Raw genomic sequence first — 14,369 nt, 5'->3', positions numbered from 1 at the left:
GACCCGTTGAACGCGCCGTAAAACATGCAGTCCGGACATACGTGCCTCCGGAGGCCCCGCCCCCCGTCACCACGACACACCCAGCCCGTCCGGCGTTTGAGGACATCAGTAAGGCGCGCCCGCGCCCCGGGCAGACGCCAAAACGGAGCCCGTCCGGCGATTGAGGACAAGCGAGGAAGCCGCGCCGCCCACCAGGGCGGAGACGCCCGTCCGGCGCGAGGACAAGCAAAGACGCCGCGCCGCCCAGGCGGACCGCCCACGTCACCCCGCCGCAACGCGCTCCGCCTGGAAGACCAGGAGCGCCACGTCGTCCCCCGGCGGCGCCCCGTCAAAGTCATGCACCGCCCGCCGTATCCGCTCCGCCACCCCCTCCGCCGAAAGCCCCACGCACCCCTCCAACGCCCGCGCCAACCCATCCCCGTCGTCCAGCATCCGCCGCCCCGAGCGCCGCTCGGTCACGCCGTCCGTGACGCAGAGGAGCGTGTCCCCGGGGGCCAGGTCGAACGTGTGGCTCTGGTACGAGACGTTCTCCTCGACCCCCAGCAGCAGCTGCGGCGACGCCGCGGACGTCACCGTGCCGTCGGGCCGCAGCAGCAACGGCAGCGGATGCCCCGCGCTGGCCAGCGTGCACCGCGCGCCCCCACGGGGCCCCGGCAGCGGCACCAGCTCCCCGTACAGGAGCGACAGGAACCGCGGCCGGTTCTCCTCACGCACCTCACCAGCCTCACGCACCTCACCGGCCTCACGAGGCCCACCGGCGTCACGAGTCCCACCCGCCTCACGCGCCCCAAGAGGCCCCCCGTCCCGGGACGGCAACGCCGCCACCGCGGCCGCCGCCTCCGTCGCGTCGTCCAGGAGCAGCCGGTTCAGCCGGTCGAGCACCGCGCCGACCCGGTACCCCTCCCGGGCCAGCAGCCGCAGCCACGGGCGGGCGAGGCCCGTGACGACCGCCGCCTCGGGGCCGCTGCCCTGGACGTCGCCGAGCATGAAGCACCACCGGCCGCCGGGCGGGCACGGGAAGATGTCGTAGAAGTCGCCGCCCGCGAGCCCCTCGTCGCTGGGCTCGTAGACGAGGGCGCTCTCGACGCCGGGAATGCGCGCGACCTGGCTCGGCAGCAGTCCGCGCTGGAGGACCCGGCTGATGGTGGCCTGCCGGGTGTACCGGCGCGCGGCGCCGATCGCCAGGGCCACGCGCCGCGCGAAGTCCTCGATGAGGGCGGACACCTCGTCGGGCACCCGCGTACGGCCCGCCCCGCCGAGCAACAGCGTGCCGAGCGGCCGCCCGTTGGCGACGAGCCGGCACGCGAGGGCGGCGCCCTCGTCCCCCGAAGCGCCGCCCCCCGCGTCGTCCTCCGCGCCCGCCGGCCACGGCAAAGGCACCGACACCGGCACCGACCCGCCCCGCAGGGACTCCGGCAGCCGCGGCAGTTCCTTCCGCAGGGACTCCTGCTCCAGGACCGCGCGCAGGTCGTCGATACGGGCCTCCTCGGCGTGCCAGACCCGCGCGAGCCGCGGCGCCGCCCCGGCCTGGCCGCCCTGGACGTCGAGCCAGACCGCGCACCAGTCCGCGAGCCTGGGCACGAGCAGCTGGCAGGCGAGCGCGGCGACGAGGTCCTCGTCGAGCTGCCCGGCGAGCAGGTCGGAGGCCTCGGCGAGGAAGGAGAGCGCGGCGCGGCCGACCCAGTCGGGGTCGTCCCGTACGGCGCGGCGGGGCGCGGGGGTCAGGATCTCGGCGGCGCGCAGTTCCCGCCGTACCACCGGCTCGGCCTCGGGCCCACCCGAGCCCCCGCCGACACCCGTGCCCTCAGGGGCCTCAGAGGCCCCAGGGGCCTCCCCGTCGGCCCGGGCACCCTCGGGGCTCTCCCCGGTCGTCACAGGCGCCCCAGGGGCCTCTCCCGCCCCGTCCCTCACGCCGAGCGGCAGCCGCGCCCACACCGTCTTCGTCCCCGACCGGTACGTGATGCCCCAGCGCTCGGCGAGCGCGGCGACCAGTTCGAGTCCCCGCCCGTACTCCGGCGTTCCCGCCGGCGCACGCCCCCGCCCGTCGCTCTGCACGCCCCGGGCCGGATGGTGGTCGGACACCTCCAGGACCAGCGCCGCGCCCACCTCGTCCGGCCCGTCGTCGCCCACGGCGGGGTCCTGCGCGGGGTCTTCGAGGCGGCAGAGCAGTTCGACGTCGGTGCCCGCGTGCACCACCGCGTTGGTGACCAGTTCGTCGACGATCAGCACCGCGTCGTCGGCGAGCAGGTCCGTGCTGTGCTGCCCGGGCGAACAACCGCTCTCCCCCTGGCAGAAGACACAGGTGGCCAGCAGCCCGAGGCTCGTCCAGTCCGCCAGCGCGGCCCGCGCGAAACGGCGGGCGGCGGCCGGGGCGAGCGGGTTGCCGGGCAGGCTGGTACGTGACGTGGACCGCGCGTCCTTGCGTAACGGCACCTGCGGTGCCGGTCGACGTGTCGTCTCGCGCGGGATCGGAATGCGACCCACTGTGCGGCTCCTGGTCCGGTTCCGGTTCTGGCGTTGCGCCGCTTACGATCCCGACAGAGTGACAGACGGAGGCCGTCCGTACGCGCCGAGTCATGGAAGTGACACCGGCCGGCCGCGACCAAACCGCCGGAACGGCGTGCGAACTCGCCCCGGACAGAGCATTCTTGCCTCGCTGGCCGAACAAGGGCCGGACAAGGAGCCCGGAATGAGCAGAACCGCGCCCGCCGAGGATCGCGCGAGCATCCTCCTCGTGGACGACATGGAGGACAACCTCGTCGCGCTGGAAGCGGTCCTGGCTTCCCTCGACGAGCCTCTCGTACGGGCCCGTTCGGGCGAGGAGGCGTTATCGGCCCTGGGGCAGCGGCAGTTCGCGGTGATCCTGCTGGACGTCAGGATGCCGGGCATGGACGGCTTCGAGACGGCCACCGCCGTCAAACGGCTCGACCACGCCAAGGACATCCCGATCATCTTCCTCAACGGGTCGGACGCCGACGGCGGTTACGCGTTCCGGGGATACGCGACCGGCGCCGCCGACTTCCTCACCAAGCCCTTCGACCCGTGGGTGCTGCGGGCCAAGGTCCGGGTCTTCCTCGAACTGCACCGGGGGAAGCTCCAGTTGGAGCGGCTGCTGGCCAGGGAGCAGGAGCAGCTGGGCCGGATCGGGGACCGGCTGTCGGCGATCGAGAAGGAACTGGCGCAGGACGACCCCAACGATCTCGCGGTGCTGGGCCGTCAACTGAGGCGTATCGAGGACATGTTGGGCGAGCTGCGGCGCGAACGGGGCCAGTAGACGGCCGGTGGACGAGGCGAACGCGGCGGACGAGACGGACGAGACGGACGCGGGGTGGCCGTACGGGAATCCGGCCGGCCGCCCCGTCCCCCGCCCCCGTCAGAACGCCTTGGTTCCCGCGTACATCTCGTCCAGCAGGTCCTTGTACTCCCGCTCCACCACCGGCCTCTTGAGCTTGAGGCTCGGCGTCAGCTCGCCGTGCTCGATGTCCAGGTCGCGCGGCAGCAGCCGGAACTTCTTGACCGTCTGCCAGCGCTGGAGCCCCTCGTTGAGCCGCTGGACGTAGCCGTCGATGAGCTGGACCACCGCGGGCGAGGCCACGACATCCTCGTACGCCTTGCCCGCCATCCCGTTCTCCGCCGCCCAGCCGAGGATGGTGGGTTCGTCGAGCGCGATCAGGGCCGTACAGAAGTTGCGGTCCGCGCCGTGCACCAGGATGTTGGAGACGAACGGGCACACCGCCTTGAACTGGCCCTCGATCTCGGCCGGCGCGATGTACTTGCCGCCCGACGTCTTGATCAGGTCCTTCTTGCGGTCGGTGATCCGCAGGTAGCCGTCGACGGACAGCTCGCCGATGTCACCGGTGTGGAACCACCCGTCGGCCTCCAGCACCTCGGCGGTCTTCTCGGGCAGCCCGTGGTAGCCGGACATGATCCCCGGGCCGCGCAGCAGGATCTCGCCGTCGTCGGCGATCCGTACCTCGGTGCCGGGCAGGGGCTTGCCGACGGTGCCGGTACGGTACGCCTCGCCCGGGTTGACGAAGCTCGCGGCGCTGGACTCGGTCAGTCCGTACCCCTCCAGAATGTGGATCCCGGCGCCGGAGAAGAAGAAGCCGATGTCGGGGGCGAGCGCGGCGGAGCCGGAGACGGCCGCGCGCAGCCTGCCGCCGAACGCGTCGCGGAGCTTGGCGTAGACGAGCGCGTCGGCGGCCTTGTGCTTCGCGGCGAGGGCGAAGGGGAGCGACGCCCTGCCCGTACGGCGGAAGTTGTCCTGGGAGATCTTGGCGGACTCGCGGGCGAGTCCCGCGGCCCACTGGAAGATCTTGTATTTGGCGCCGCCGCCGGCCCGCGCCTTGGCGGCGACCCCGTTGTAGACCTTCTCGAAGATCCTGGGCACGGCGGCCATGTAGGTCGGTCTGACCACCGGCAGATTCTCGATGATCTTGTCGACCCGGCCGTCCACGGCGGTGACGTGCCCGGCCTCGATGTGCCCGGAGGTGAGCACCTTGCCGAAGACGTGGGCCAGCGGGAGCCACAGGTACTGCACGTCGTCGGGGCGGATCAGGCCGGTCCCCACGGTGGCCTTGGCCATGTACGACCAGCTGTCGTGCAGGAGCCGTACCCCCTTGGGGCGGCCGGTGGTGCCCGACGTGTAGATCAGGGTGGCCAGCTGGTCCGGGCGGATGGCGCCGAGCCGTTCGGTGACGGCGTCCGGCGTCTTGGCGAGAAGCTCGCGCCCGCGGCTCTCCAGGTCGGCGAGGGAGAGCACCCAGCCGTCCGGGTCGCCCTCGGCGGGGACCGCGTCGGCCGCGTCGAGGACCACGACGTGCGCGAGGTCCGGCAGGTCCGCACGGCGCTCCCGCGCCTTGGCGAGCTGGGTGGCGTCCTCCGCGATCAGGACCCGGCTGGCGGAGTCGGCGAGGATGTACGCGCACTCCTGGGCGTTGGTGGACGGGTAGACCGTGGTGGTCGCGGCGCCCGCGCACATCACCCCGAGGTCGGCGAGGATCCAGTCGACGCTGGTGGCGGCGGCGAGCGCGACGCGCTCCTCGGGCCGTACGCCCAGGTCGATCAGGCCGGCCGCGACGGCGTACACCCGCTCGGCGGCCTCGGCCCAGGTCAGGGAACGCCAGTCGTCGGGGCCCTCGCCGGAGGCCGGGGGGACCGGGTAGCGGTAGGCCTCCGCGCCGGGCGTGGCCGCCACGCGCTCAACGAAGAGGACCGCCACGGAGGGCGGCCGGTTCTCGATCAAGTTCTGTGTGTCGCTCACGGCATCCTCCGGGCCCGTCCGCAGCGCTGTGTGACGGACTGCTGTTCCAACTGTCGAGTAACTAACTCGCGAGTAACTACCGATCTGTGATCAGACTAGAGGCCGTCCGGCCGGTACGTAAGTGCCTGCGCGCCGCCGCTTCCCGGAAAGCGGCCGGCGGGCCCGCACGCCACGGCGTGGGGCCCGCCGACAGAGTGCGCGGGCCTGTTTCCGGGGCGCCCGTTCGGGGCGCCCTTTCGGGTGCCGGCCTACTTCTTGGCCTTGCCGCCCGACTCGTCGCTGGACAGCACCGAGATGAAGGCCTCCTGCGGCACCTCCACGCTGCCGACCATCTTCATCCGCTTCTTGCCCTCCTTCTGCTTCTCCAGCAGTTTCCGCTTACGGGAGATGTCACCGCCGTAACACTTGGCGAGGACGTCCTTGCGGATGGCGCGGATGGTCTCGCGCGCGATGACCCGCGAGCCGATCGCGGCCTGGATCGGGATCTCGAAGGCCTGGCGGGGGATGAGCCCGCGCAGCGTGGCGACGAGCCGCACGCCGTACGCGTACGCCGCGTCCCGGTGCGTGATGGCCGAGAACGCGTCGACCTTGTCGCCGTGGAGCAGGATGTCGACCTTCACGAGCTGCGCCGACTGCTCACCGGTCGGTTCGTAGTCGAGCGAGGCGTAGCCGCGCGTCTTGGACTTCAGCTGGTCGAAGAAGTCGAAGACGATCTCGGCGAGGGGGAGGGTGTAGCGGATCTCCACCCGGTCCTCGGAGAGGTAGTCCATGCCGAGCAGCGTGCCGCGGCGGGCCTGGCACAGCTCCATGATCGAGCCGATGAACTCGCTCGGGGCGAGGATCGTGGCCTTGACGACCGGCTCGTACACCGCGTCGATCTTGCCCTCGGGGAACTCGCTCGGGTTGGTGACGATGTGCTCCTTGCGGTCCTCCATCACCACCCGGTAGACGACGTTGGGCGCGGTCGCGATCAGGTCGAGGCCGAACTCCCGCTCCAGCCGCTCGCGGATCACGTCGAGGTGCAGGAGGCCGAGGAAGCCCACGCGGAAGCCGAAGCCGAGGGCCGCGGAGGTCTCCGGCTCGTACACCAGCGCGGCGTCGTTGAGCTGGAGCTTGTCGAGGGCGTCGCGCAGCTCGGGGTAGTCCGAGCCGTCCAGCGGGTACAGGCCGGAGAACACCATCGGCTTGGGGTCCTTGTAGCCGCCGAGCGCCTCGGTCGCCCCCTTGTTCAGGGTGGTGATCGTGTCGCCGACCTTGGACTGCCGGACGTCCTTCACGCCGGTGATGATGTAGCCCACCTCACCGACGCCGATGCCGTCGGCCGGGGTCATCTCCGGGGAGGAGACCCCGATCTCCAGCAGCTCGTGGGTGGCGTTGGTGGACATCATCCGGATGCGCTCGCGCTTGTTGAGGCTGCCGTCGATGACACGGACGTACGTGACCACGCCCCGGTACGAGTCGTACACGGAGTCGAAGATCATCGCGCGGGCGGGCGCGTCCGCGTCACCGACCGGCGCCGGTACGTCCCTGACCACGCGGTCGAGCAGCGCGTCCACGCCGACGCCGGTCTTCGCCGACACCCTGAGGACGTCGTCGGGCTGGCAGCCGATGAGGTTGGCCAGCTCCTCGGCGAACTTCTCGGGCTGGGCGGCCGGCAGGTCGATCTTGTTGAGCACCGGGACGATCGTGAGGTCGTTCTCCATCGCCAGGTACAGGTTGGCGAGGGTCTGGGCCTCGATGCCCTGCGCGGCGTCCACCAGGAGGACCGTGCCCTCGCAGGCGGCGAGCGAACGGGAGACCTCGTAGGTGAAGTCCACGTGGCCCGGCGTGTCGATCATGTTCAGGACGTGGGTCTTCCCCACGTCGTCGCCCGTGTTCGGCGCCCAGGGCAGCCGGACCGCCTGGGACTTGATCGTGATGCCGCGCTCGCGCTCGATGTCCATCCGGTCGAGATACTGGGCGCGCATCTGCCGCGAGTCGACCACACCGGTCAGCTGGAGCATCCGGTCGGCGAGGGTCGACTTGCCGTGGTCGATGTGCGCGATGATGCAGAAGTTGCGGAGCAGCGCCGGGTCCGTACGGCTCGGCTCGGGCACGTGGGTAGGGGTCGCGGGCACGCAGGGTCCTGATTCTTGAGACGCGCGGCGTCTCGTCTCGGGTCGACTCGGATCGATACGTAGCCCCTATCGTCCCACGGGTACGGGGCTGCGACCGGTTTGGGCCGCGTCGGCGGTGACTGGTAGCCTGAGCAGCTGTGTCCCGTGCCGTCTCGGTCCGGGACACTCACTCGAAGATCATCAAACCTGAAAAGGCTCATTCGTGGCGAACATCAAGTCCCAGATCAAGCGGAACAAGACGAACGAGAAGGCGCGCCTGCGCAACAAGTCCGTCAAGTCCGCGCTCAAGACCTCGATCCGCAAGGCTCGTGAGGCCGCTGTCGAGGGCGACGTCGAGAAGGCCACCGCGGCCGCTCGCGAGGCGTCCCGCCAGCTCGACAAGGCCGCCTCGAAGGGCGTCATCCACAAGAACGCCGCCGCCAACAAGAAGTCGGCGCTGGCGTCCAAGGTCGCCGCCCTCCAGGCCTGAGCATCCGCTCCACGCTCCACATGATGTGATCGCCGGAAGGGACCCAGCGGGCCCTCTCTACCGCTCCTGACCGGCGGACCCAGGATCCACACACGACTGCGTTCGCCACGCGGGTGCGGATCCACACAGGTTTGACGTCGAAGGCCCCGGGGCCGTCCTCTCCCAGGACACCCCCGGGGCCTTCGTCACGCCACGCCCCTTCGGCCCTCGCCCGGCAACCTCTTCCGCCCGGCGGCACTCTTCTCCCGGGCCTTCCGGGCCCGCCCGGCGGCCTCTTCCGCCCACCCTGCGGTACTTCCCCAACGCGGCCGACCTGCCGGCCCCGCCCGGCGGCCTCCTCTGCCCGGTTGCCCGGCGGTACTCTTCCCCCGACTTCCGGCCCAGCGACGTCTCTTCCGGCCGGCCCCGCCCGGCCCCGCCCGGCGGCACTCTTCTCCCCGGCCTTCCGGGCCCGCCCGGCGATGTCCCTTCCGGCCCCCGGCAGCCTTTCCTGCCCCGCCCTCCGGCGGCACTCGTCCAACCCGGCCGACCTCCCGAGCCGGCCCGGCGACGTTCCTCCGGACCCCGCCCGGCGCCCTCTTCCGCGCGGCGCCCGGCGGTACTTTTCCAACTCGACCGGCCCTCCCGGGCCCCCGTCGGCTTTCCCGTCGCCACGAGCGGCACTCGTCCGACCCGCCAGGAGTACGTTCCGACCCGCCCGCCGTACGCTCTAGCTCGACCGGCCTACGTTTCAGCCCGTCCGGGCACGTTCCAGCCCGTCCGGCTTACGTCCCACCGGCCCAAGGCACGTTTCGGCCCGACCGGCCTACGTTCCAGCCGGCCCGGGGCACGTTCCAGCCCGTCCGGGAACGTGCCAGGCGGCCGAGGCACCATTCAGCCCGTCCGGCGATTGAGGACACAGCGACGGCCGCAGGCCGAGCCAGTCGTCCGTACGGTCACGCAAACGCACGCGTACTCGGACCCGCTACCGACCCGCCCGCGCCGCGCGGGCAATCGCGACGACCGCCTTTTCCAGCGCGTACTCCGGATCGTCGCCCCCGCCCTTCACCCCCGCGTCCGCCTCCGCGACCGCGACCAGCGCCGCCGCCACCCCGTCCGGGGTCCAGCCGCGCATCTGCTGGCGCACCCGGTCGATCTTCCACGGCGGCATCCCCAGCTCGCGGGCGAGATCGGCGGGCCGGCCACCCCGCGCCGAGGAAAGCTTCCCGATGGCCCGGACGCCCTGGGCGAGCGCGCTGGTGATCAGCACGGGCGCCACCCCCGTCGACAGCGACCAGCGCAACGCCTCCAGCGCGTCGGCCGCCCGCCCCTCCACCGCACGGTCCGCGACCGTGAAGGAGGAGGCCTCCGCGCGGCCCGTGTAGTACCGCGCGACGACCTCCTCGTCGATCGTCCCCTCCACGTCCGCCGCCAGCTGCGAGACCGCGCTCGCCAGCTCCCGCAGATCGCTGCCGATGGCGTCGACGAGGGCCTGGCACGCCTCGGGTGTGGCCGAGCGGCCCAGCGCGCGGAACTCGGAGCGCACGAAGCTCAGGCGCTCCGCGGGCTTCGTGGTCTTGGGACACGCGACCTCCCGCGCGCCCGCCTTCCGCGCCGCGTCCAGCAGCGCCTTGCCCTTGGCCCCGCCCGCGTGCAGCAGGACCAGCGTGATCTCCTCGGCGGGCGCGACGAGATACGCCTTGACGTCCTTGATCGTGTCGGCGGAGAGATCCTGCGCGTTCCGCACGACGACGACCTTGCGCTCGGCGAAGAGCGACGGGCTGGTCAGCTCGGCGAGTGTGCCGGGCTGGAGCTGGTCGGAGGTGAGATCACGGACGTCCGTGTCGGCGTCGGAGGCGCGGGCCGCCGCCACGACCTGCTGCACGGCACGGTCGAGCAGCAGGTCCTCCTGGCCCACGGCGAGCGTGAGGGGGGCGAGCAGGTTGTCGGGGGAAGCTTTTCTGGTGGCCATCGCGAACCAGCATGGCACGCCCCACCGACACTCCTCCCGCCCCCGGCCACCGACCGCGCGCACCCCGGCGGACGGTCACCACGACGCCCCGCACCCCCTCGCGAACACGCCCTACGCGGACGGTCACCGCGGCACCGCACGCCCCCCATGGAAACGCCCTACACGGACCGCCACCACGGCGCCCCGCACCCGCTCACGGACACGCCCTACGTGGACCGTCGTCAGGGCGCCCGGCCGCCCCCTTCTCGCACACCGCCCTGCACGGACACCGCCCCGCGCGGACCCGTCACCACGGCGCCCCGCGCCCCTCGCGAACACGCCCTACGGCGCCTCGCGCCACCCGTCCCAGTCCGCCACGAACGCGTCCAGCTCGGCGGTGTCCAGGCGGGCCCGGGGGTCCTCCACGACCACGAGCCACTGCGCGTCCTCCGCGTCGTCCTCGCCGGCCAGGGCGTCCCGTACGAGCTGGGGCTCCTCGGTCACGGCGAACCGCTCGCCCAGCTCCCGCGCCACCTCCTCCGCGGCGTCGCGGTCAGGCAGCACCAGCACATGTCTCACATCGCTCACCCCCGCATTCTCCCGTGCCCGCGCGGCCTCCCGTGCCCGCGCTACCCCTTGGGGACGATCTGGATGTCGAGGTCGATCTTGATGCTGGAGCCGACCACCGCGATCCCCCGCGCGAGCATGGACTGCCAGTTCACCGTGTAGTCCTCCCGGTGCAGCTCGGTGGAGGCCCGGACGGCCACCCGGGTCTCGCCCTCCATGCCGTTGCCCATGCCGAGGTACTGCGCTTCGAGGGTGACCGTACGGGTCACGCCGTGCAGGGTCAGCGCCCCGGTGATCGCCCAGTTGTTCCCGCCGCGGTGGGCGAAACGGTCGCTGTAGAACTCCAGCGTCGGGTAGTTCGCGACGTCGAGGAAGTCGGCCGATCGCAGGTGGTCGTCGCGCATCTGGACGTTCGTGTCGATCGAGGCGGCGCCGATGATCACGTGCATCGCCGACTGCTCGATCGTCTCGCCGATCCGGATTGCCCCGGCGAAGTTGTCGAACCGCCCGTGCACCCGCGCGAGTCCGATGTGGCGCGCGATGAACCCGATGCGGGAGTGCGCCGGTTCGATCTCCCACTCACCGGGGGCGGGCAGCGGGAGCGAGGGCGCGATCTGGAGGGTGATGTCGCCGAGCCCGGCGTGCTGGCCGTCGTCGGCGATCGAGACACTGCCCCGGTACGAGCTGAAGCTGTCGGCCGACACCGCCAGCCGGTACTCGCCGTTCGGGACCATCGCCACGATCGTCCCGAACGGATCGGTCTCGCCGCTCACGATCTTGCGGCCGTTCCCGTCGGTGACGGTGAACTCGGCCTGCCGGACGGGCTCGTTGACGGGATCGAGGACACGACAGGTGAGCAGGCCCGCACCGGTGGGCACCGTCAGTCCCGCGAGTGGATTGCTCTTCTGGTGAGCGGCCGTCCGTCGGCCGAGCAGGCGACTGATCATGCGCTACGTACCCCTGTGCGTTTTGGGCTCTGCGGGGCCGCGCGCGGCAGTCGTCCTCGGCAGGGCGGCGGCCCATGACGAATACGCATTCGATCACCCCTGCGTCGTTCGAGGCAAACGTACGCCGGTGTACGGAGTCCGTTATTACCAGCCGTTATTGAACCGTGTCCGATCAAGGTCGCCACACCGCCGCTCCCATCCCGGCATCCCCCGTCATGTCTGGCCAACGGCCCCCATGGCGTCCGGAGAGCCACCGCGACGGAACCCGCCCCACCCGGGGGCGTGACCAACGAGAACAAGACATTCTCGACGACCCGCCACCCCCGCACCCCGGCCCTTCCCCGTCATCCCGGCCGCCCCCTCGGGCCACCCCTCGGGCCGTCCCTCGGGCCGCGTGGCACCGCGCGCAGACCGGGCCCGGTCCCGGTGACCGCGATCGCCCCGTCGGTGTCCGTACGGAGCACCGCCGCGCCCCCGGCACGCAGGGCGCCGACCGTCCGGGGCGAGGGATGCCCGTACAGGTTCTCCGTACCGACGGAGATCAGGGCCAGCCGTGGCCGGACCGCCCGGAGCAGGCCGGGGTACTGGAAAGGTGAGCCGTGGTGGGCGACCTTGAGGACGTCCACCGGGGGCAGCGCCGGATGGTCGCGCACCAGCGCCTGCTGTGCCGGGGGTTCGAGGTCCCCGGGGAGCAACAGCGTGGGGCCGCCCGCGACGCGCACGAACAGGGTGACGCTGGCATCGTTCGGCTCCACCGCCACCGGGCCCGCCCGGGGCCACAGCACCTGCCAGCTCAGCGGCCCGACGCGGCGTCGCTCCCCCGGTCCCGCCCGGACGACGGGCACCCCCGCGGTGGCGGCCGTTCTCCTGACGAACGCGCTCTGGTCCCGGGGTTCCTGGAGCCGCGTCGTCTGGATCGCGCCGACCGCGCGGCCCCGCAACACCCCCGGCAGTCCGGCGACATGATCGGCGTGCAGGTGGGTGAGGAGCAGCAGAGGGACACGCGTGACGCCGAGGTCCCGCAGACAGCGGTCGGCGAGGAGCGGGTCGGGCCCGGCGTCCACGACCACGGCCGTACCGTCCCCGGCCGCCAGGACCGTGCTGTCGCCCTGGCCGACGTCGCACATCGTGACCGACCAGCCCGGCGGCGGCCATCCCGTCACCAGCCGGGTCAGCGGGGGTGGCCGCAGGATCACGAGCAGCAGGAGCACCGCGCAGCCGGCGGCGGTCCAGGGATGGCGCGGGACGCGCCGGGCGGCGAGCAGGACGAGGACCGTCAGGGTGGCGAGCAGCAGCCCGCCCCACCATCCCCCGGGCCAGCCGGTCTCGGCGCCCGGCAGGGCGGCGCCGCGACGGGCCACCGAGGCGATCCACCCCGCCGGCCACCCCGCGCACCGGGCCAGCGCCTCGGCGACGGGCATCGCCAGCGGCGCCACGGCGAGGGCGGCGAAGCCCAGCACCGTGGCCGGGGCCACGGCCAGCTCGGCGAAGAGGTTGCACGGGATCGCCACCAGGCTGACCCGCGCCGCGAACACCGCGACGACCGGCGCGCACACGGCCTGCGCGGCCCCTGCGGCGGCCAGCGCCTCGGCGAGCCGCGGCGGCACCCCGCGCCGCCCCAGCGCGGCGCTCCAGCGGGGCCCGATCGTGAGCAGCGCGCCCGTGGCCAGGACGGAGAGCAGGAATCCGTAACTCCGCGCCAGCCACGGGTCGTACAGCACCAGGAGGAGGACGGCCCCGGCCAGGGCGGGGATCAGCGACCTGCGCCGGCCCGTGCCGATGGCGAGCAGGACGACGGCCCCGCACGCGGCGGCCCGCAGCACGCTGGGGTCGGGGCGGCAGACCACCACGAAGGCGAGCGTGAGCGCCCCGCCGAGCAGCGCGGTCGACCGCAGCGACATCCTCAGCCTCGGCGCCAGGGCCGCGCCGTTCGGCCCTCAGCGCGAGCCCCGGCGGGCCGATCAGCAGGACGAGGACGATGGTGAGGTTGCTCCCGGAGACGGCCGTCAGGTGGGAGAGGTCCGTCGCCTTGAACGCGTCCTGGAGGTCGGGCGGGATCCGCGACGTGTCGCCGACCACCAGTCCCGGCAACAGGGCGCGGGCGTCCGCCGGCAGCCCCTCGGTGGCCTCCCGCAGCCCGGCCCGGAGCGCGCCGGCCACCCGCTGCGGCCGGGACGGCGGCCCGGTGATGTGGGGCGGCCCGGCCCCTTCCACGCGCAGCGTGGCCGCGTACCGGTCGTCCCCGTACAGCGGCGGCGAGAGCCGCCCGGTCAACCGCAACCGGGTAGACGGCAGTACGCTGTGCCACCGCCCCGCGTACGCGCCGGGCGTGGCGAGCACCAGCACCGGCGTCCGCCCGGCGGTGACCGCGCCGTCGGGCGCCGTCACGCGCGTCACCTCGGCCTCCACCAGGAACGCGCCGCCGGACATCCGGTCACCGAACACCCTGGGCCGGGTGGGCCGGGGATCGGAGGTGACGACCGCCTCGACCGTCACCCGCGCGTATCGCTCCGCGAGCCCCACCACCGGCCCCCGCCGCAGATCGGCCCCGTACAACCCTCCGGAAGCCGCCCCAGCGGCCCCACAGAGCAACACCCCGGCCAACGCCACCCCATTGACCCGCCCCCACCGCCGCCGTGTCGGGGCGCCCCCGGAAAGCCGCCGCCCCCGCCCCACGTCTGCCGGGGCAACTCCGTCACGCCGCCGCCGACGCACCTCCGCCGGAGCCGGCCCATCGAGCCGCCCGCGCCGCCCACGGGGCGGAGTGACCCGGCCAAGTCGCCCGTGCGGCGTGTCTGCCAAGGCACCCCAGTTGACCCGTCCCCGCCGGACCCCGGCCGTGGGCACCCGGTCGAGCCGTCCCCGCCGCATCTCCGCCGCAGCCGCCCCGTCAAGTCGCCCCCGGCGCGCCCCCGCCCAGGTGGGTCCGTGGAGCCGCCCCCGCCGCGCATCCGGTCTCCGGATCGGACCAGGCTCGCTCCCCCGCTGCCTGGCCCCGTTCCGCTCAGCCCCCCGTTGGCTCCCGCCGCCCCCGCCCGTCCCTCGCAGCGCCGTCCGGATCAGGATCAGCGCCGCC

General features: G+C 73.0%; 8 protein-coding genes and 1 pseudogene. 2 read left to right on the top strand and 7 right to left on the bottom strand.

Going from position 1 to position 14,369, the window contains the following annotated elements; all coding sequences use genetic code 11:
• Positions 1-261: 261 nt before the first annotated feature.
• On the bottom strand, positions 262-2,484 hold the full coding sequence (locus ACIODU_RS13910; protein WP_401767333.1) for a SpoIIE family protein phosphatase: 2,223 nt from the start codon (positions 2,482-2,484) through the stop codon (positions 262-264).
• Positions 2,485-2,689: 205 nt separating this feature from the next.
• Between ACIODU_RS13910 and ACIODU_RS13905 the strand changes: the two genes are divergently transcribed.
• Positions 2,690-3,274 carry a response regulator gene (locus ACIODU_RS13905; protein WP_356432764.1) on the top strand — a complete coding sequence of 195 codons (585 nt, stop codon included), beginning with the start codon at positions 2,690-2,692 and terminating at the stop codon, positions 3,272-3,274.
• A 99-nt stretch (positions 3,275-3,373) separates the two neighbouring features.
• Here the strand turns inward: ACIODU_RS13905 and ACIODU_RS13900 are convergent, their stop codons facing one another.
• Positions 3,374-5,263, bottom strand: coding sequence for an AMP-dependent synthetase/ligase (locus tag ACIODU_RS13900; protein ID WP_401767331.1), 1,890 nt, complete (start codon positions 5,261-5,263; stop codon positions 3,374-3,376).
• Between the two features lie 248 nt (positions 5,264-5,511).
• Positions 5,512-7,380 carry a translation elongation factor 4 gene (gene lepA, locus ACIODU_RS13895; protein ID WP_161312544.1) on the bottom strand — a complete coding sequence of 623 codons (1,869 nt, stop codon included), beginning with the start codon at positions 7,378-7,380 and terminating at the stop codon, positions 5,512-5,514.
• A 202-nt stretch (positions 7,381-7,582) separates the two neighbouring features.
• Here lepA and rpsT point away from each other — a divergent pair, with 202 nt between their 5' ends.
• Positions 7,583-7,849, top strand: coding sequence for a 30S ribosomal protein S20 (rpsT, locus tag ACIODU_RS13890; protein ID WP_161312545.1), 267 nt, complete (start codon positions 7,583-7,585; stop codon positions 7,847-7,849).
• Between the two features lie 964 nt (positions 7,850-8,813).
• Here rpsT and holA read toward each other — a convergent pair.
• From holA to ACIODU_RS13870, 4 genes and pseudogenes are all read right to left on the bottom strand, one after another.
• Positions 8,814-9,800 (bottom strand): DNA polymerase III subunit delta, encoded by a 987-nt coding sequence (holA, locus tag ACIODU_RS13885; protein ID WP_401767328.1) that lies wholly within the window; start codon positions 9,798-9,800, stop codon positions 8,814-8,816.
• A gap of 321 nt (positions 9,801-10,121) precedes the next feature.
• Positions 10,122-10,367: a hypothetical protein gene (locus tag ACIODU_RS13880; RefSeq protein ID WP_327236685.1), complete on the bottom strand. Its 246-nt coding sequence runs from the start codon at positions 10,365-10,367 to the stop codon at positions 10,122-10,124.
• A gap of 41 nt (positions 10,368-10,408) precedes the next feature.
• Positions 10,409-11,293 carry a YceI family protein gene (locus tag ACIODU_RS13875; protein WP_356432770.1) on the bottom strand — a complete coding sequence of 295 codons (885 nt, stop codon included), beginning with the start codon at positions 11,291-11,293 and terminating at the stop codon, positions 10,409-10,411.
• A gap of 344 nt (positions 11,294-11,637) precedes the next feature.
• Positions 11,638-14,164, bottom strand: a pseudogene (locus ACIODU_RS13870) (ComEC/Rec2 family competence protein).
• Between the last annotated feature and the right edge of the window lie 205 nt (positions 14,165-14,369).

The organism is Streptomyces sp. NPDC088261, assembly GCF_044740805.1.
Lineage (GTDB): Bacteria > Actinomycetota > Actinomycetes > Streptomycetales > Streptomycetaceae > Streptomyces.
The sequence above is the reverse complement of the archived record's forward strand: the minus strand, read 5'-3'. Positions and strand labels throughout refer to the sequence as shown.

Bases quoted from the DNA above. Each gene is read 5' to 3' on its own strand.
- holA (WP_401767328.1), bottom strand. From the start codon at position 9,800: ATGGCCACCAGAAAAGCTTCCCCCGACAACCTGCTCGCCCCCCTCACG.
- ACIODU_RS13905 (WP_356432764.1), top strand. From the start codon at position 2,690: ATGAGCAGAACCGCGCCCGCCGAGGATCGCGCGAGCATCCTCCTCGTG.
- ACIODU_RS13875 (WP_356432770.1), bottom strand. From the start codon at position 11,293: ATGATCAGTCGCCTGCTCGGCCGACGGACGGCCGCTCACCAGAAGAGC.